Source organism: Pseudomonas orientalis (genome assembly GCF_022807995.1).
GTDB lineage: Bacteria > Pseudomonadota > Gammaproteobacteria > Pseudomonadales > Pseudomonadaceae > Aquipseudomonas > Aquipseudomonas orientalis_B.
Window position 1 is genome coordinate 1986915 of the sequence record NZ_CP094351.1, and the last position, 17668, is coordinate 2004582.

Genomic DNA, 17668 nt, shown 5'->3' on the forward strand with positions numbered 1-17668 from the left:
AGAAAGGGGAGTGTTCATGCAGGCGTCAGAAAAGAATCGCAGCTTCACACAGTTGATCGAATTTCAGATCGAGCCCCGTCAGCAACCTGCCCTAGTGGCGGCCTTGACCCTGCAAAGCGAGCGACTGGCGCAGAGCCACGACGGCTTTTTGAGCGCGAGCGTGCAGGTCAGCGATGACGGGCGGCGGGTGCTCAACTACCTGCAATGGCAATCCCGTGAGGAGGGCGAGGCGGCGTTCCGGCGCTTCGAGCAGGGCGGCGAGGATTTCTGGACGCTGATTCGGGCGCACCAGGCCAAGGCGGTGATCTTTGATTCGTTTCAGGTGCTGCGCAGTTTTGAGCGCAGCCATGACGACGCCTTGCACTGTCGCCTAAATGGATAGATGCAGCATCCGCTCGCCTTGCAGGTTTTCCCCAGGCCTGCGCTTGTTCACCGCCAACTCGCCGATCCTGATCAGCCGCGTGCGCGTGACGTTGCGGCTCAAGCCCAGCAGGCTGGCGGTGTGCACCTGGTTGCAGTGGCTGAAGCGATAAGCGGCACGTAACAGCGCGTCCTCGACCTTTTCGTGCAAGGCGCCGGCCTGTTCCTCGAACAGTTGTTGAAAGGCCCGCGCGAGCAACGCTTCGGTGCTGTTGTCGCAGCCCTGCTGGCTGTCGTCCTGGCGTTCGATACGCAGGTTCGACAGGCGCAGATCGTCGCGTTCGATCACGCTGTTGCGGCAGATCAGCAACGTGTGATGAATCACGTTTTCCAGCTCGCGAATATTGCCCGGCCAACTGTAGCTCCTGAGTTTATGTTCGGCCTCGCGGCTTAGGGTAATCGGGCCATGACCCAGGCGTCGGCTGTAAACGTCGATAAAGTGCCGGGTCAGCGGCAGGATATCGCCGGGGCGCTCGCGTAGTGGGCTGAGCTCCAGGCTGACCACGTCGAGACGGTAATAAAGGTCTTCGCGAAAGTGCCCGGCGTTGATGGCTTTTTCCAGTTGTACATTCGTTGCCGCCAGTACCCTTACATCGATAGGAATACTCTTGCGCGAGCCCAGGCGCACCACTTCACGTTCCTGCAGCACCCGAAGCAGCTTGACCTGGATCGGCAGGGGTAGATCGCCGATTTCATCGAGGAACAATGTGCCGCCATCGGCCTCTTCGAACCAGCCCGCCTTGGCGCTGAGGGCGCCGGTAAAGGCGCCTTTTTCGTGGCCGAACAGCTCGGCTTCGACAAGGGATTCAGAAAACGCCCCGCAGTTGACCGCCACGAATGGCCGGTTGCGCCGTGCGCTGAGAGTGTGGATGTGCCGCGCTACCAACTCCTTGCCGGTGCCGGTTTCGCCGATGATCAGCACGCTGGCTTCGCTTGGCGCCACTTGCTGGATGTGGTCGAGCAGGGCCTTGGATTTCGGATCTTCGAATACCTGGGCCGTGGCACGAATGGAGGTCGCGAGCGCGGGCGAGGGGGGGAGGGTCAATAACTGCATGGTCACCTCTCTTGGGAATGAATAGTGGGAATCGTCTTTTGGCAAGTCGCAGCAGCGTTGTTTATAGAGGGATTCTTATATTCCGTAAATTAATTGATTTACATATTTATAGATCTTAAAAGAATAACTGGTTGTGGTTATCGAACCTGCCGGATCGGTTGATAGCAACTATCGAGGAGGGTGATTTTTCAGCGTGCGGGGGCGGGAGTAGCCTGTGTTCATTGACTCGACACCTCCTTTGCAGGGCCACCGCCATGAACCGTTCACTCGCTGTTTCGCTGTTGCTTGCCATCTCTGTCCTCGCCGGATGTGCGACCCATCCGTCTCCTGAGCTGCGGCCTTACACGGCGCAGGAGACTCAGCAACTGGCGTTGGAAGCGCTGAGTCGTCGTGGTTTGTCATTTGATGATTACCAGCGCCAGCGTGCGGCGCTGACCGGCCAGCCACAGAAGGCGTTCGGTTTCGATCATCAGGGCGAAATGAACGCCGAGCGCAGCGTCGCCTTGAAGGATCGCCCCAGTTGAGCGGTGCGGTTGCGGTGAAGAACCCGGGTTTCCCATCAGGAATCTCGGGTTTTTTGTTTTCCATGGCGTGACTTCAGCCTGTTAAGCTGAATTTCAGGAGCGTTCCTACGCACATTTTCATAAAGTGGTCCTTCTTTAACGGCATTCGATCAGTTAAACCTGACAACCTCTGTTCTGTTCGATGCCCCCGCGACACTGCTCTCGGGAATACGCTCTGCGAGTTTTTAACACCATGAATAAACGTCCGTTGTATTTCGATTACGCCGCCACCACGCCGGTGGATGAGCGGGTCATCCAGGTGATGGTTGAGTGTCTGGGCTTCAATGCCAATTTCGGTAACCCGGCGTCCAGCTCCCACGCGTTCGGCCAGGCGGCCCGGCAAACGGTTGAGCAGGCGCGTCAGCAGGTGGCCGAACTGGTCGGCGCCCAGCCAGAGCAGATTGTCTGGACTTCCGGCGCCACCGAGTCCAATAACCTGGCGATCAAAGGCGTGGCTCAGGCGCGTGGCGTGACGGGCGGGCATATCATCACCAGTCAGATCGAGCACAAGGCGACCCTCGACACCGCGCGGCAATTGCAGGAAGCCGGGGTGGCGGTGACCTACCTGGTGCCTGATGCCGATGGCTTGATCAGTGTCGAAGCCGTCAGTGAGGCCCTGCGTGAGGACACCTTTCTGGTGTCGCTGATGCTGGTCAATAATGAACTGGGCACCTTGAACGATATCCCGGCCATCGGCGCGCGAGTGCGTGAGCAGGGGGCATTGTTCCATGTGGACGCGGCGCAGGGCGCGGGCAAGGTAGCCATCGACCTGGCGCAGTGGCCGGTGGACTTGATGTCGTTTTCGGCCCACAAGCTGTACGGTCCGAAGGGTATCGGTGCGTTGTATGTAGGACCTCGGGCGCAGCAGAAGGTATTGGCGCAGATTCATGGCGGCGGTCATGAGGGCGGCTTGCGTTCGGGTACCCTGGCCACTCATCAGATTGCGGGCATGGGCATGGCGTTCGCCCTGGCGGCGGCGTCTTTTGCCGAGGAGAAGGCACAGATCGTGGCCTTGCGTCAGCGTCTGCTGGATCAACTGGGGTCGATTGCGGGTGTGCGCCTCAACGGCAGCCCTGCGCAGCGAATCCCCCATACCCTGAGCCTTACATTCAGCGAGGGCGAATTCAACGCCGGTGCGTTGAGCGCCGGGATTGCCTTTTCAGCGACTTCAGCATGCAATTCGGCCAGCAACGCGCCGTCCCATGTGCTTCTGGCCCTGGGGCATGACGCGCGCAGCGCCGGCCGTACCATTCGCTTGAGCCTGGGCCGGTTTACCACCGAGCGGGATATCGACGAAGCGGTGCAACTGATCAAATCGGCCCTGGCCAGCGCACCGGCGTTCTGGGCCGTCTGAAACTTCATCCGCAGTTCATAACAATTATTAGTGGTTAGCAGGAGACACAATGAGTATGCAGCCTTTGACCCATGGAACGGTTCCCCAGCGCCTGGCGCAGACCCGTGAGCTGATGCGCCGAGAGGGCATTCACGCCCTGCTGGTGCCGTCTGCGGATCCGCATTTGTCCGAGTACCTGCCGGGATACTGGCAGGGCCGCCAATGGTTGTCGGGGTTCCATGGTTCTGTAGGCACGCTGATTGTCACTGCGGATTTTGCCGGTGTGTGGGCCGACAGCCGCTACTGGGAACAGGCGACCAAGGAACTCAAAGGCAGCGGTATCGAACTGGTCAAACTGCAACCGGGTCAACCCGGCCCTCTGGAGTGGCTGGCTGAACAAACCCCGGAAGGCGGCGTGGTAGCCGTGGATGGCGCGGTAATGGCTGTGGCATCGGCACGGACCCTGGGTAGCAAGCTGACTGAGCGTGGTGCGCGCTTGCGTACCGATATCGATCTGCTCAATGAAGTCTGGCATGACCGTCCGGCGCTGCCGACCCAGCCGATTTATCAGCATTTGCCCCCGCAAGCGACCCTCGGCCGTGGCGAGAAGCTCGCGGCCCTGCGCGCGAGCCTCAAAGACAAAGGCGCTGACTGGCATTTCATCGCGACCCTGGATGACATCGCCTGGTTGTTCAACCTGCGCGGTGGCGATGTATCGTTCAATCCGGTGTTCGTGTCTTTTGCCTTGATCAATCAACAGCAGGCCACCTTGTTCGTGGCGTTGAGCAAAGTCGATGCCCAGCTGCAGGCGGCGCTTGAGCGCGATGGCGTGACCGTACGCGACTACAGTGACGTGGCCGACGCGCTGCGAACCGTACCGGCAGGAGCAAGCCTGCAAGTCGACCCTGCGCGTGTCACGGCCGGTCTGCTGGAACATCTGAACGCCGGGGTGAAGCTGGTGGAAGGCTTGAACCCGACCACTCTGGCCAAGTCGCGTAAAAGCCTGGCTGATGCCGAACATATCCGTCAGGCCATGGAGCAGGATGGCGCCGCCTTGTGCGAATTTTTCGCCTGGCTGGAAACGGCCCTGGGGCGCGAGCGCATTACCGAGCTGACCATCGACGAGCATTTGACTGCGGCGCGTACTCGCCGTCCGGGTTATGTATCGCTGAGTTTCAACACCATCGCGGCCTTCAACGCCAACGGCGCGATGCCGCATTACCACGCCACGCCGCAAGAGCATGCGGTGATCGAAGGCGATGGCTTGTTGCTGATCGACTCGGGCGGCCAGTACCTGGGCGGTACGACGGATATCACGCGGATGGTGCCCATCGGAACGCCGAGTGAAGAGCAGAAGCGCGATTGCACGCGGGTGCTTAAGGGCGTGATTGCCTTGTCCCGCGCTCACTTCCCCAAAGGCATCCTGTCGCCGCTGCTCGATGCCATCGCGCGCGCGCCGATCTGGGCCGAGGGCGTGGATTACGGCCATGGTACGGGACACGGTGTAGGGTATTTCCTCAACGTGCACGAAGGCCCGCAAGTGATCGCCTATCAGGCGGCGGCCGCACCGCAGACGGCGATGCAGCCGGGCATGATCACGTCGATCGAGCCGGGTACCTACCGCCCTGGGCGTTGGGGCGTGCGTATCGAGAATCTGGTGTTGAACCGTGAAGCGGGGACGACCGAGTTTGGTGAATTCCTCAAGTTTGAAACACTGACGTTGTGCCCGATCGACACCCGTTGCCTGGAGCCGTCCTTGCTCAGTACTGATGAGCGCGAGTGGTTCAATGCTTATCATGCCCAGGTACGCGAGCGTCTGAGCCCGTTGCTCAGTGGCGATGCGCTGGAGTGGTTGCAGGCGCGTACAGCGGCTATCTGATTCAGGACTGGCTCGGGGCTTCGAGCACGAAGTCCTGGCCGTCCCGGCCGAGAACCTTCGCATCGCCCGCACTGACTGGCAATGCGACGCTCTTGTTGTGCGTCGCTCAGGTGTCTATTTGCAAATGACGATCATGCTGCGACTGGTATAGCCGGCAGGGTTGAGACCGAAGGGATAATCCCCCGGCTCCTCGGAATTCTCGCCCGATTTGGCGATGACCCGATATCCCTTGGCACCACATGAATTGGCTGCGCTGGTGTAGCACTGGTCCCATGAGGAGGACAGGCCCGAACAGTTGATGTGCAGCCCTTTCTTGCCCCGTTTCACTTCTGTTTTTGTGGTCGCGGCACACCCAGCAATGCCTACGATCAGCAACAGTATCAAAATTCGATTCATTCCAATCCTTAAATAGCCGCTTCGCAAAAGGATCGAAGCCGGCCTTTACTCGCTCTCGAGCGTAGCGTTCATGCTGTCCGTGTCGAACCTCTCCATGAAAGACATCGTTTACCACCCTAAACATGGCCTAAATGAGCGTTAAATACCAGAGCTGCCTGCAAAGAGCATCAGTCGGCGGGTACCAGCGGTTTGGATTCGTTGCGCATTGTCAGCGTGGCACCGACGGAGGCCAGAATAATGCAGATGATGGCCAGCCATTGCGCGAGCGTCAGTTGCTCATGCAGGAAGAACAGGCCGGAGAGGGCGCCGAACGCCGGCTCGATACTCATCAAGGTGCCGAAAGTGCGTGCAGGCAGGCGGGTGAGCGCAACCATTTCCAATGTGTAGGGCAGGGCCGTGGACAAGATAGCCACGCCTATCGCGACAGGAATCAGCGCAGGGGTCAGCAACGCGGTACCGGCATGCACGATGCCGATGGGCGCGACGAACAGAGCCGCGATCATTACGCCGAGCGCGGCGGTCTGCACGCCGTTATCGTTCCCCGCCTTCTGGCCGAACAGAATATAAAGCGCCCAGCAAATGCCGGCGCCGAGCGCATACGCGGCACCCACTACGTCAATGCCACTGCTGGCTTCGCCCATCGGAATCAACAGGAGCAGACCGATGACTGCGAGCGCGACCCACAAAAAGTCCACTGCCCGGCGCGATGCATAGATGGCGACGGCGAGCGGGCCCGTGAACTCCAGTGCGACCGCAATACCCAGGGGGACGGTGCGCAGCGACATATAAAAGAGAAAGTTCATGCCGCCCAGCGCCATGCCGTAGACCACTACCGTACGCAGGGACTTGGCCGTCAGCCTGGCGCGCCATGGGCGTAATAGAAGTAGCATGATCACGCTGGCGAAGATCAAGCGCAGGGTGGTGGTTCCTTGCGCACCGATGACAGGGAACATGCTTTTGGCCAGCGAAGCGCCGGACTGGATGGATGCCATTGCGATCAACAGCAGGCCGACGGGAAATAGTACAGAGGCCAGGCTGCGGGGTGGGGTGGTCATTAAAGGTGTTATCCGAAGTCATGGTAGAAGGGCGGAGGCGGCTATGATGCTTAAGTGCCGTGAATTGAGCAATATATTGCGCAGTTGAGCGGGGTTATAACGGATTCATAGAAAGTTCACATTAATGGTTGACGGATAATTTCATCTGTCTATAATTCGCCCCACTTCCGGCGCAGTCGAAACGGAAAACTCCTTGGTAAACAATGAGTTAAGCAAGTTTTGACAGCAAGTCGCTTCAGTTATCGAAGCCAGAAGGAAGTTGAAAAAGAGGTGTTGACAGCAGCGTGTAACGCTGTAGAATTCGCCTCCCGCTTACGAGAGATCGCAAGCGCAAGTGGTTGAAGTTGTTGAAGAATTCTTCGAAAACTTCTGAAAATAACCACTTGACAGCAAATGAGGCTGCTGTAGAATGCGCGCCTCGGTTGAGACGAAACATCTTAACCAACCGCTCTTTAACAACTGAATCAAGCAATTCGTGTGGGTGCTTGTGGAGTCAGACTGATAGTCAGCAAGATTATCAGCATCACAAGTTACTCCGCGAGAAATCAAAGATGTAACCAACGATTGCTGAGCCAAGTTTAGGGTTTCTTAAAAACCCAAAGATGTTTGAACTGAAGAGTTTGATCATGGCTCAGATTGAACGCTGGCGGCAGGCCTAACACATGCAAGTCGAGCGGTAGAGAGAAGCTTGCTTCTCTTGAGAGCGGCGGACGGGTGAGTAAAGCCTAGGAATCTGCCTGGTAGTGGGGGATAACGTTCGGAAACGGACGCTAATACCGCATACGTCCTACGGGAGAAAGCAGGGGACCTTCGGGCCTTGCGCTATCAGATGAGCCTAGGTCGGATTAGCTAGTTGGTGAGGTAATGGCTCACCAAGGCGACGATCCGTAACTGGTCTGAGAGGATGATCAGTCACACTGGAACTGAGACACGGTCCAGACTCCTACGGGAGGCAGCAGTGGGGAATATTGGACAATGGGCGAAAGCCTGATCCAGCCATGCCGCGTGTGTGAAGAAGGTCTTCGGATTGTAAAGCACTTTAAGTTGGGAGGAAGGGCAGTTACCTAATACGTGATTGTTTTGACGTTACCGACAGAATAAGCACCGGCTAACTCTGTGCCAGCAGCCGCGGTAATACAGAGGGTGCAAGCGTTAATCGGAATTACTGGGCGTAAAGCGCGCGTAGGTGGTTTGTTAAGTTGGATGTGAAATCCCCGGGCTCAACCTGGGAACTGCATTCAAAACTGACTGACTAGAGTGTGGTAGAGGGTGGTGGAATTTCCTGTGTAGCGGTGAAATGCGTAGATATAGGAAGGAACACCAGTGGCGAAGGCGACCACCTGGACCAACACTGACACTGAGGTGCGAAAGCGTGGGGAGCAAACAGGATTAGATACCCTGGTAGTCCACGCCGTAAACGATGTCAACTAGCCGTTGGGAGCCTTGAGCTCTTAGTGGCGCAGCTAACGCATTAAGTTGACCGCCTGGGGAGTACGGCCGCAAGGTTAAAACTCAAATGAATTGACGGGGGCCCGCACAAGCGGTGGAGCATGTGGTTTAATTCGAAGCAACGCGAAGAACCTTACCAGGCCTTGACATCCAATGAACTTTCCAGAGATGGATGGGTGCCTTCGGGAACATTGAGACAGGTGCTGCATGGCTGTCGTCAGCTCGTGTCGTGAGATGTTGGGTTAAGTCCCGTAACGAGCGCAACCCTTGTCCTTAGTTACCAGCACGTTATGGTGGGCACTCTAAGGAGACTGCCGGTGACAAACCGGAGGAAGGTGGGGATGACGTCAAGTCATCATGGCCCTTACGGCCTGGGCTACACACGTGCTACAATGGTCGGTACAGAGGGTTGCCAAGCCGCGAGGTGGAGCTAATCCCACAAAACCGATCGTAGTCCGGATCGCAGTCTGCAACTCGACTGCGTGAAGTCGGAATCGCTAGTAATCGCGAATCAGAATGTCGCGGTGAATACGTTCCCGGGCCTTGTACACACCGCCCGTCACACCATGGGAGTGGGTTGCACCAGAAGTAGCTAGTCTAACCTTCGGGAGGACGGTTACCACGGTGTGATTCATGACTGGGGTGAAGTCGTAACAAGGTAGCCGTAGGGGAACCTGCGGCTGGATCACCTCCTTAATCGACGACATCAGCTGCTCCATAAGTTCCCACACGAATTGCTTGATTCATTGAAGAAGACGATAGAAGCAGCTTTAAGCTCCAAGCTGATAGCTCAAAGCTAATCAGTTGCGCTCGAAATTGGGTCTGTAGCTCAGTTGGTTAGAGCGCACCCCTGATAAGGGTGAGGTCGGCAGTTCGAATCTGCCCAGACCCACCAATTTTGTTATGGGGCCATAGCTCAGCTGGGAGAGCGCCTGCCTTGCACGCAGGAGGTCAACGGTTCGATCCCGTTTGGCTCCACCATTAACTGCTTCTGCTGTTAGAGTTTAGAAATGAATATTCGCAAATGAATATTGATTTCTAGTCTTTGATTAGATCGTTCTTTAAAAATTTGGGTATGTGATAGAAAGATAGACTGAACGTTACTTTCACTGGTAACGGCTCAGGCTAAGGTAAAATTTGTGAGTTCTCTTAACGAGAAATTCGAATTTTCGGCGAATGTTGTCTTCACAGTATAACCAGATTGCTTGGGGTTATATGGTCAAGTGAAGAAGCGCATACGGTGGATGCCTTGGCAGTCAGAGGCGATGAAAGACGTGGTAGCCTGCGAAAAGCTTCGGGGAGTCGGCAAACAGACTTTGATCCGGAGATGTCTGAATGGGGGAACCCAGCCATCATAAGATGGTTACCTTACACTGAATACATAGGTGTATGGAGCGAACCAGGGGAACTGAAACATCTAAGTACCCTGAGGAAAAGAAATCAACCGAGATTCCCTTAGTAGTGGCGAGCGAACGGGGACTAGCCCTTAAGTGGCTTTGAGATTAGCGGAACGCTCTGGAAAGTGCGGCCATAGTGGGTGATAGCCCTGTACGCGAAAATCTCTTAGTCATGAAATCGAGTAGGACGGAGCACGAGAAACTTTGTCTGAATATGGGGGGACCATCCTCCAAGGCTAAATACTACTGACTGACCGATAGTGAACTAGTACCGTGAGGGAAAGGCGAAAAGAACCCCGGAGAGGGGAGTGAAATAGATCCTGAAACCGTATGCGTACAAGCAGTGGGAGCCCACTTTGTTGGGTGACTGCGTACCTTTTGTATAATGGGTCAGCGACTTATTTTCAGTGGCGAGCTTAACCGAATAGGGGAGGCGTAGCGAAAGCGAGTCTTAATAGGGCGTCTAGTCGCTGGGAATAGACCCGAAACCGGGCGATCTATCCATGGGCAGGTTGAAGGTTGGGTAACACTAACTGGAGGACCGAACCGACTACCGTTGAAAAGTTAGCGGATGACCTGTGGATCGGAGTGAAAGGCTAATCAAGCTCGGAGATAGCTGGTTCTCCTCGAAAGCTATTTAGGTAGCGCCTCATGTATCACTGTAGGGGGTAGAGCACTGTTTCGGCTAGGGGGTCATCCCGACTTACCAAACCGATGCAAACTCCGAATACCTACAAGTGCCGAGCATGGGAGACACACGGCGGGTGCTAACGTCCGTCGTGAAAAGGGAAACAACCCAGACCGTCAGCTAAGGTCCCAAAGTTATGGTTAAGTGGGAAACGATGTGGGAAGGCTTAGACAGCTAGGAGGTTGGCTTAGAAGCAGCCACCCTTTAAAGAAAGCGTAATAGCTCACTAGTCGAGTCGGCCTGCGCGGAAGATGTAACGGGGCTCAAACCATACACCGAAGCTACGGGTATCACGTAAGTGATGCGGTAGAGGAGCGTTCTGTAAGCCTGTGAAGGTGAGTTGAGAAGCTTGCTGGAGGTATCAGAAGTGCGAATGCTGACATGAGTAACGACAATGGGTGTGAAAAACACCCACGCCGAAAGACCAAGGTTTCCTGCGCAACGTTAATCGACGCAGGGTTAGTCGGTCCCTAAGGCGAGGCTGAAAAGCGTAGTCGATGGAAAACAGGTTAATATTCCTGTACTTCTGGTTATTGCGATGGAGGGACGGAGAAGGCTAGGCCAGCTTGGCGTTGGTTGTCCAAGTTTAAGGTGGTAGGCTGAGATCTTAGGTAAATCCGGGATCTTAAGGCCGAGAGCTGATGACGAGTCGTCTTTTAGACGACGAAGTGGTTGATGCCATGCTTCCAAGAAAAGCTTCTAAGCTTCAGGTAACCAGGAACCGTACCCCAAACCGACACAGGTGGTTGGGTAGAGAATACCAAGGCGCTTGAGAGAACTCGGGTGAAGGAACTAGGCAAAATGGCACCGTAACTTCGGGAGAAGGTGCGCCGGTGAGGGTGAAGGACTTGCTCCGTAAGCTCATGCCGGTCGAAGATACCAGGCCGCTGCGACTGTTTATTAAAAACACAGCACTCTGCAAACACGAAAGTGGACGTATAGGGTGTGACGCCTGCCCGGTGCCGGAAGGTTAATTGATGGGGTTAGCTAACGCGAAGCTCTTGATCGAAGCCCCGGTAAACGGCGGCCGTAACTATAACGGTCCTAAGGTAGCGAAATTCCTTGTCGGGTAAGTTCCGACCTGCACGAATGGCGTAACGATGGCGGCGCTGTCTCCACCCGAGACTCAGTGAAATTGAAATCGCTGTGAAGATGCAGTGTATCCGCGGCTAGACGGAAAGACCCCGTGAACCTTTACTATAGCTTTGCACTGGACTTTGAATTTGCTTGTGTAGGATAGGTGGGAGGCTTTGAAGCGTGGACGCCAGTCTGCGTGGAGCCAACCTTGAAATACCACCCTGGCAACTTTGAGGTTCTAACTCAGGTCCGTTATCCGGATCGAGGACAGTGTATGGTGGGTAGTTTGACTGGGGCGGTCTCCTCCTAAAGAGTAACGGAGGAGTACGAAGGTGCGCTCAGACCGGTCGGAAATCGGTCGTAGAGTATAAAGGCAAAAGCGCGCTTGACTGCGAGACAGACACGTCGAGCAGGTACGAAAGTAGGTCTTAGTGATCCGGTGGTTCTGTATGGAAGGGCCATCGCTCAACGGATAAAAGGTACTCCGGGGATAACAGGCTGATACCGCCCAAGAGTTCATATCGACGGCGGTGTTTGGCACCTCGATGTCGGCTCATCACATCCTGGGGCTGAAGCCGGTCCCAAGGGTATGGCTGTTCGCCATTTAAAGTGGTACGCGAGCTGGGTTTAGAACGTCGTGAGACAGTTCGGTCCCTATCTGCCGTGGACGTTTGAGATTTGAGAGGGGCTGCTCCTAGTACGAGAGGACCGGAGTGGACGAACCTCTGGTGTTCCGGTTGTCACGCCAGTGGCATTGCCGGGTAGCTATGTTCGGAATAGATAACCGCTGAAAGCATCTAAGCGGGAAACTAGCCTCAAGATGAGATCTCACTGGAACCTTGAGTTCCCTGAAGGGCCGTCGAAGACTACGACGTTGATAGGTTGGGTGTGTAAGCGCTGTGAGGCGTTGAGCTAACCAATACTAATTGCCCGTGAGGCTTGACCATATAACACCCAAGCAATTTGATTACTCTAACGAGCATCAGATTGCGGTGTGTGAAGACGAGATGAACCGAAAGTTCGACGTTCACAAAACACCGACAGCTGTCACATACCCAATTTGCTGAAGCGAGGCCAACAGGTCACGACTCAGTACCCGAATTTCTTGACGACCATAGAGCATTGGAACCACCTGATCCCATCCCGAACTCAGCAGTGAAACGATGCATCGCCGATGGTAGTGTGGGGTTTCCCCATGTGAGAGTAGGTCATCGTCAAGATTAAATTCCGAAACCCCAATTGCGAAAGCAGTTGGGGTTTTGTTTTGGGCGCTCGAAAATGCGGCGGCTTGCCACGTGCACGCTAGCTACTCGCACGTGCAGCAACCCTCAGCGATCCCCTGGATGAAATAACTCACCGTTAAGGGAAATCGATGCAAAGTGTTTCTGCATTTTTGGTATGGTGCAGCACATTTTCACAGGGATTGATCTTTATCCGCAGGAAGCGGCGTCGACCTTTTCAACGAGATGCTGTAGAAATGCCTGAACCGATACCGATCAAGGACCACGAAAAAGAACACCGTCTGGTCAACAAGCGTTTGCTTGCCTGCGCACTCCTGGTGATCGGCATTACCTGCGCTCTGGTGGGCCGGATGTACTTCCTGCAGGTAGTGCAATACGACTATCACTCCACGATTTCCGAAAACAACCGCGTCCACGTGCTGCCCATCACACCCACGCGGGGCTTGATCTATGACCGCAATGGTGTGGTCCTGGCTGACAACCGGCCCAGCTACAACCTGACCATCACCCGCGAGCGCACCACCGACCTCAAGGGTGAGTTGGACGCTATCGTCAGCCTGTTACACCTGCCCGCCGAAGATCGCGCTGTGTTCGATAAAGCGCTCAAACAGGCCCGCCATCCGTTTGTTCCCGTCACGCTGTTTTACGAGTTGACCGAAGAGCAGATCGCCGTCCTGGCGGTCAATGAGTTCCGTCTACCGGGTGTGGACGTTGAGCCGCAGTTCGTCCGCCACTACCCGCTGGGCGCGCACTTCGCGCACTCCATCGGCTATGTCGGACGAATCAACGAGAAAGAGTCCAAGGCTCTCGACTCAGTGGAATACCGCGGCACCCAGTCGATCGGCAAAACCGGCATCGAACGCTTCTACGAATCGGAGCTGCATGGTCACGTCGGTTATGAAGAAGTCGAAACCAACGCCCAGGGGCGGGTGTTGCGTGTGCTCAAGCACACTGACCCTATCCCCGGCAAAAACATAGTCCTGAGCCTCGACGTCAAGCTCCAGGAAGCTGCCGAAGAAGCCTTGGGCGATCGTCGCGGTTCGGTGGTTGCCCTGGATCCGCAAACCGGTGAAGTGCTGGCCATGGTCAGCAAGCCGAGTTTCGATCCGAACCTGTTCGTCACCGGTATCAGCTTCAAGGAATATGCCGCGCTGCATGATTCCATTGATCGCCCGCTGTTCAACCGCGTGCTGCGCGGGCTGTATGCGCCAGGCTCGACCATCAAGCCCGAAGTGGCCATCGCAGGGCTCGACAGCGGTGTGGTCACTCCGCAAACCCGCGTGTTTGATCCGGGGTATTACCAATTGCCGGACTTCGATCACAAATACCGCAACTGGAACCACAGCGGCGACGGCTGGGTGGACATGGACGCTGCCATCATGCGTTCCAATGACACCTACTTCTATGACCTGGCTCACAAACTCGGTATTGATCGCCTGCATGATTACCTGGCTGAATTCGGCCTGGGTCAGAAGGTGTCGCTGGACATGTTCGAAGAGTCCGCTGGCCTCATGCCTTCCCAGGCCTGGAAGCGCGCCACACGCCGGCAGCCGTGGTTCCCGGGCGAAACCGTGATCCTGGGTATTGGCCAGGGTTATATGCAGGTCACGCCGCTGCAGCTGGCCCAGGCTACTGCGCTGATTGCCAACAAGGGGGTATGGAACCGGCCGCACCTGGCCAAGACCATCAACGGCGTACCACCGGTGGATGAGAACCCGATGCCCAACGTGGTCCTCAAGGACCCGCGTGACTGGGAACAGGTCAACCACGGCATGCAACTGGTGATGCACGACCCGCGCGGTATCGCCCGGGCCGCCGCGCAAGGTGCCCAATACCGCATCGCCGGCAAGAGCGGTACCGCGCAGGTGGTGGCGATCAAGCAGGGTGAGCGCTACAACCGCAACAAGACGCTGGAGCGTCATCGTGATAACGCCTTGTTTGTCGGCTTTGCGCCAGCCGAACATCCGAAGATCGTGATTTCAGTGATGATCGAAAACGGCGAGGCCGGTGGCCGTGTGGCGGGGCCGGTGGTGCGGCAGATCATGGATGCCTGGCTGCTCGACCAGGAAGGTCATCTGAAGCCGCAATATGCGACGCCGGCCAAAGCGCCTGGCGATCCGCACGTCTAGATTAACTGCCACTCCCATGGGCTAGCCATGCGCTAGCCCACACGCATTTTTCAAAGGCAACTTCCCTCCAGGCGTTCAGTCATAACCTACGACCAGCTCAAGGATAGGGTCATCATCATCGCGCATAACCAAAAGTTGCGCATTGGTCGATGTCGCCTAGTGTTCAATGGAGGAGGTGACTTATGCACGTATTGGATCGCATCGAACGGAAAGTCGTGCTCAACGCATCACGCAAACAAGTGTGGGAAGCGCTCACGAATGCTGAGCGATTTGGCGATTGGTTCGGTATCGCCCTCAAGGGCAAAACCTTTGTGGCCGGCGAAACCCTCGAAGCGCAGATTACCTACCCAGGCTACGAACATGTGGTGTGGAAGGCCAGGATCGAACGCATTCTGCCGCAAACCCTGTTTTCTTTCTGGTGGCATCCCTTTGCGGTAGATAAAAATATCGACTACGACAAGGAAACACCGACGCTGGTGGAATTCACTCTCGAGGACCGCGCGCCGGGCATTCTGCTGCGCGTGGTGGAATCCGGTTTCGACAAGGTGCCCCAGGCTCGACGCCAGAAGGCATTCAAAATGAATTCCCGAGGCTGGGATGAGCAAATGGGCAATATCGAAAACTATCTGAACAAGGCCCGGTGAGCCTGCTGCGAACGGGCATCAACACTGATGCCCTTCGTCAACCGCCATATTTTTAGAAATCAATCGTCGCCGACAACTTGGCCACCCGCGGGTCGCCCTGGCTCAGGAAACCGCCCTGGGCCGATTCCCAGTACTTTTCGTTGGCAACGTTTTCCACCGTAGCGCCGAGCGTCACTTCACGCTGGGCCAGCGCGAAGGTGTAGCGCGCCCCCACATCGAAACGGTTCCAGGCCGGCAGGCTCAGGTTGTTCGCTGCGTCGGCATACTGGCCTCCCGTGCGCAGCATGCGCCCATTGAGGGTTACGCCCTGCAGGCCGGGCACGTCCCAATCCACCCCGGCGTTGAGCTGAAACGAAGGGACACCGATGGCGCGGTTGCCGTCGTTGGCGCTATTGAGGGTACCCTTGAGTTCGGTCTTCATCAGTGTCACACCCCCAAGCAGACGCAGGCCACTTACCGGTTCGCCGAAGACGTTCAGTTCGACGCCCTTGTTGATCTGCTGACCTTCGCGCACATAGCGGGCCGTGGTTGTATCGATGACTTGGGCATAACCCGCTCCTGGCTGCTCGATACGGTACACCCCAAGGGTGGCGCCATAGGTGCCCATGTCGAGCTTGACGCCCGCTTCGATCTGCTTGGAGCGAGCCGGTGCATAGGCTTGCCCGCCACCGATGATCGTCCGGTCGCCGGATTTGAGCGGCGAGGTGGGGCCCTGGGCCAGGCCTTCGATACGGTTGGCGTACAGCGACACGTGCTCCCACGGCTTGAACACAATGCCGTAGACCGGCGTGGTGATCGATTCGTCGTAGTTGGCCGTGCGCGTACCCGTCATGTAGTTGTAGCCCTGCACCACCATTTGCTGGCGACGTGCGCCCAATGTCACCAACAGACGGTCATCGAAGAAGCCGAGCGTGTCGGATACCGCAGCGCTGCGCACGAACGTCTTGGCGGTAATGGTCGGGTCGCTGAAGTCGGTGCCAGGAGTGTTGCGCGGCGTGTTGAGCGTGGGTGGGGCGCCGGTCACAGGGTTGTAGAGGTTGGTCGCACCGGGTGAACCGTTGAACACATAGGCGTTGCGCGCCTGGGTCCAGATGCCGGCCAGGCCGAAGTTGAGTCGATGGCTGACGGGGCCGGTCTGGAACTTGCCGTTCAAGCCGGCCATTAAGCTGGCGTTGTCTTCTTCGTGTGCAATGGTCGAACGGCTTGAGGTGGCATTGCCGAGGTTATCGATCAGAGTAATCGAAGAATATCGGCCCATTTCCCGGCTGTGCTTGGCACCGCCTGCCGCGTAGGCCGTCCAGTTTTCATTCAGGTCATATTCGGCACGCAGCATGCCCAGGGTGTCTTCCAGATTGGTGCTGCTCCAGCGGGGCGCATAGTTGGTATCCGCCGAAGGCGCGTCCGGGACATGGGTCGCGTTACCCAGGAACACCGAGTTGCGTCCGCCATTGATGCGCTGCTTCTGATACACAAAATCACCTGACAGGCGCAACGCATCACCACGGTAATCGAGGCCGACCGCGAACAGCTTCGAGCGCTGGTTTTCGTCGTCAATGCCGGTGTCGCCTTCGCGCTGGGACAGATTGACCCGTGCGCCAAAACGATCGTCTTCACCAAAGCGCTGCCCGATATCCAAATGCTCGCCAACCCGGCCGTCGCTGCTGATGTCCGTGCTGAAACGGCGCAGGGGCAGGTCACCGGCGCGCTTGGGTTGCAGGTTGACACCGCCGCCGTTGCCCGAGCCGCCCGGCGTGACGCCATTGATGAACGCGTTAGGGCCCTTGAATACTTCCACACGTTCCAGCGCGTCAGTGGACATGATCTGGCGTGGCAGGATGCCGTACAGACCGTTATAGGAAATATCGTCGCCATTGAGCGGCAAACCACGAATCATGAAGGTCTGGGCCTGGTTCGCAAACCCTGACGCCTGGCGCACGGACGCGTCATTGAGCAGCACATCGCCGATCGTTTCCGCCTGCTGGTCGCGAATCAATTGCTCGGTGTAGGAGGACATGCTGAACGGCACGTCCATGAGGTCCTGATTGCCCAGTACACCCAGTTGACCGCCACGGGCAACCTGCCCACCGGCGTACACCGCAGGCAACGCGTCGGGCGCTGGAGCCTGGGCATCGATGCGAGTGGCATCCAGTTGCAACGTGTTGCTCGTATCGGCCTGCGCAGCGACGCTCACGGCGCAGCAAAGGGCGAGCAGGGTGGGGCGAAAGGGCACAGCGAGGCGGCTACACAGGGGCATGGTCAATCCGGACGGTGAACCGTCAATGATGAAGAGGGGGGCAATAAGGTGCGCTTGCTCACTGCGCGGATAAAAATCCAGTGCGAATG

Annotated in this window: 10 protein-coding genes, 2 tRNA genes and 3 rRNA genes; 11 read left to right on the forward strand and 4 right to left on the reverse strand. The window is 56.8% G+C overall.

The features are described 5' to 3' along the window. The first annotated feature begins 16 nt into the window (after positions 1 to 16). Positions 17 to 382: an antibiotic biosynthesis monooxygenase family protein gene (locus MRY17_RS08920; RefSeq protein WP_243353599.1), complete on the forward strand. Its 366-nt coding sequence runs from the start codon at positions 17 to 19 to the stop codon at positions 380 to 382. Here MRY17_RS08920 and MRY17_RS08925 read toward each other — a convergent pair. After that, complete coding sequence (locus tag MRY17_RS08925) at positions 371 to 1474, reverse strand: sigma-54 interaction domain-containing protein (RefSeq protein WP_243353600.1); 1104 nt, start codon at positions 1472 to 1474, stop codon at positions 371 to 373. The genes MRY17_RS08920 and MRY17_RS08925 overlap by 12 nt on opposite strands. Before the next feature lie 254 nt (positions 1475 to 1728). Here MRY17_RS08925 and MRY17_RS08930 point away from each other — a divergent pair, with 254 nt between their 5' ends. The 3 genes from MRY17_RS08930 to MRY17_RS08940 all read left to right on the forward strand — a co-directional run bounded on the left by MRY17_RS08930 (position 1729) and on the right by MRY17_RS08940 (position 5249). After that, entirely contained in the window at positions 1729 to 1998 is a 270-nt protein-coding gene (locus tag MRY17_RS08930) for a hypothetical protein (protein ID WP_124432150.1), read from the forward strand. Positions 1999 to 2230: 232 nt separating this feature from the next. Beyond that, positions 2231 to 3391 carry a cysteine desulfurase family protein gene (locus tag MRY17_RS08935; RefSeq protein ID WP_124423048.1) on the forward strand — a complete coding sequence of 387 codons (1161 nt, stop codon included), beginning with the start codon at positions 2231 to 2233 and terminating at the stop codon, positions 3389 to 3391. Positions 3392 to 3440: 49 nt separating this feature from the next. Further along, positions 3441 to 5249 (forward strand): aminopeptidase P family protein, encoded by a 1809-nt coding sequence (locus tag MRY17_RS08940; protein WP_191956803.1) that lies wholly within the window; start codon positions 3441 to 3443, stop codon positions 5247 to 5249. A gap of 114 nt (positions 5250 to 5363) precedes the next feature. Here the strand turns inward: MRY17_RS08940 and MRY17_RS08945 are convergent, their stop codons facing one another. Then, a complete protein-coding gene (locus tag MRY17_RS08945; protein WP_181283487.1) occupies positions 5364 to 5645 on the reverse strand; it encodes a hypothetical protein in 282 nt (93 codons plus the stop codon). Positions 5646 to 5812: 167 nt separating this feature from the next. Then, the gene (rhtA, locus tag MRY17_RS08950; RefSeq protein WP_191952888.1) at positions 5813 to 6700 is read right to left on the reverse strand and encodes a threonine/homoserine exporter RhtA; all 888 of its coding nucleotides are present in this window, start codon (positions 6698 to 6700) and stop codon (positions 5813 to 5815) included. Positions 6701 to 7308: 608 nt separating this feature from the next. On the opposite strand from rhtA, the gene MRY17_RS08955 reads away from it, so the two are divergent. The 7 genes from MRY17_RS08955 to MRY17_RS08985 all read left to right on the forward strand — a co-directional run bounded on the left by MRY17_RS08955 (position 7309) and on the right by MRY17_RS08985 (position 15325). Then, positions 7309 to 8845 (forward strand): 16S ribosomal RNA (locus MRY17_RS08955). A gap of 122 nt (positions 8846 to 8967) precedes the next feature. Next, positions 8968 to 9044 (forward strand) — tRNA-Ile (locus MRY17_RS08960). Positions 9045 to 9054: 10 nt separating this feature from the next. Then, positions 9055 to 9130 (forward strand) — tRNA-Ala (locus tag MRY17_RS08965). A 236-nt stretch (positions 9131 to 9366) separates the two neighbouring features. After that, a 23S ribosomal RNA gene (locus tag MRY17_RS08970) occupies positions 9367 to 12258 on the forward strand. A 157-nt stretch (positions 12259 to 12415) separates the two neighbouring features. Continuing rightward, positions 12416 to 12531, forward strand: a 5S ribosomal RNA gene (gene rrf / locus MRY17_RS08975). Together the 16S, 23S and 5S rRNA genes with 2 tRNA genes alongside form the textbook arrangement of a ribosomal RNA operon. A gap of 257 nt (positions 12532 to 12788) precedes the next feature. Beyond that, the gene (gene mrdA / locus MRY17_RS08980; RefSeq protein WP_181282582.1) at positions 12789 to 14681 is read left to right on the forward strand and encodes a penicillin-binding protein 2; all 1893 of its coding nucleotides are present in this window, start codon (positions 12789 to 12791) and stop codon (positions 14679 to 14681) included. Between the two features lie 182 nt (positions 14682 to 14863). Then, the gene (locus MRY17_RS08985) at positions 14864 to 15325 is read left to right on the forward strand and encodes an SRPBCC family protein (RefSeq protein WP_181282583.1); all 462 of its coding nucleotides are present in this window, start codon (positions 14864 to 14866) and stop codon (positions 15323 to 15325) included. Between the two features lie 52 nt (positions 15326 to 15377). On the opposite strand, the gene MRY17_RS08990 is transcribed toward MRY17_RS08985, so the two are convergent. Continuing rightward, on the reverse strand, positions 15378 to 17579 hold the full coding sequence (locus MRY17_RS08990; RefSeq protein WP_243353601.1) for a TonB-dependent receptor: 2202 nt from the start codon (positions 17577 to 17579) through the stop codon (positions 15378 to 15380). Positions 17580 to 17668 lie beyond the last annotated feature (89 nt).